Annotated in this window: 1 protein-coding gene; it reads left to right on the top strand. The window is 46.8% G+C overall.

Features of this window, described 5'->3' with window-relative positions:
- Window positions 1-203, top strand: a 203-nt coding sequence (locus tag ACM615_RS24020) for a hypothetical protein (protein ID WP_431012649.1), incomplete at both ends; no start/stop codon positions are given.

Below are 203 nucleotides of genomic sequence, written 5' to 3'. Positions count from 1 at the left end.
TGGATGCCAAGATTGTTTACCATAAAAGCGAGGCTGCCCCCCTTGTTGATATGATGGGTCTGATCCAGATTCCCTCTGTTGGTAACCTGATCACAGAGCTGTCTGTCAAGTCTGCCATTTTAAATCTGAATGTTAACGCTGGACTTTATGCGGAAGAAGATCTTGTGTTCCGTCTGGGAGCTACCACAGCCTCTGTGTTTGAG

Origin of the sequence: Rahnella sp. PAMC25617, assembly GCF_050606005.1 — a bacterium.
Taxonomy (GTDB): Bacteria; Pseudomonadota; Gammaproteobacteria; order Enterobacterales; family Enterobacteriaceae; genus Rahnella; species Rahnella variigena.
The sequence above is the reverse complement of the archived record's forward strand: the minus strand, read 5'-3'. Positions and strand labels throughout refer to the sequence as shown.